We start from the raw sequence: 840 nt of genomic DNA on the forward strand, positions 1-840 counted from the left end.
TGAGCAGCAGGGGGTGGCACAGGGGGATGACCTCCCAGGTGCGCTTGGCGGCCATAATGCCCGCCACCCTCGCCACCCCAAGCACGTCCCCCTTGGCGGCGGTGCGGCCGGTGATGGCGTCCAGAATGGGCCGGGTGACGAAGATTTTTCCCTCGGCCACGGCGGTACGGTAGGTGGGCTCTTTGCCGGTCACATCCACCATAACCGCGTTGCCCGCCTGGTCAAAATGATTGAAAACAGGTTCCATGACAGCCTCCTCATTCCAGCAGCAGAATCCGTACCCGGGTACCCGTCTCCGCCGGGGGAGAGCCCGCCGGCAGCTCCGCCAGGCAGTTGCACCCCACCAGGGAGGCGAGCATCCCGGAGGCATGTCCCTCCGGCAGGGTGATATGTCCATTCTCGTACCGGCCCCGGATAAACCGCCGCCTGGGGCTGGCCTTGGGGAAGGGGGTGTCCAGCACGCCCTCCCCCCAGCGGGGGCCCTCCTCACCGGACAGGGCGGCCAGCAGGGGCCGGGCCAGCAGCTCAAAGGTGGTGAAGGCGGCAAAGGGATTGCCCGACAGAGAGAGAATGGGCTTGCCCTTATAGAGGGAGTACATGGCGGGGGTGCCCGGTTTCAGGTTCACCCGCCAGAAGATCCGCTCCGCCCCCAGCAGGGGGAGGGCCTGATGAAAGATATCCTTGTCCCCCACCGACACCCCGCCGGTGGTGAGCAGCACATCGCAGATGTTCAGCAGCTCCCTCATGGCCTCCGCCACGGCGGCGGGGTTGTCCCCCTGGTGGGCGGTTTCGGTCTCAAACCCCAGCTCCGCCAGCCGGGCGGCCAGCAGCATCTGGTTG

At 66.9% G+C, this 840-nt stretch carries 2 protein-coding genes; both read right to left on the bottom strand.

Annotated features, from left to right (window positions below):
- Positions 1 to 247: cyclic pyranopterin monophosphate synthase MoaC (locus B5F88_RS19815; protein WP_275532964.1), on the bottom strand; the 247-nt coding region annotated here is incomplete at its 3' end.
- 10 nt (positions 248 to 257) lie between these two features.
- The coding region (locus B5F88_RS19820; RefSeq protein WP_242959905.1) for a molybdopterin-binding protein at positions 258 to 840 on the bottom strand (583 nt) is incomplete at its 5' end.

The organism is Flavonifractor sp. An306 (assembly GCF_002159455.1).
GTDB lineage: Bacteria > Bacillota > Clostridia > Oscillospirales > Oscillospiraceae > Flavonifractor.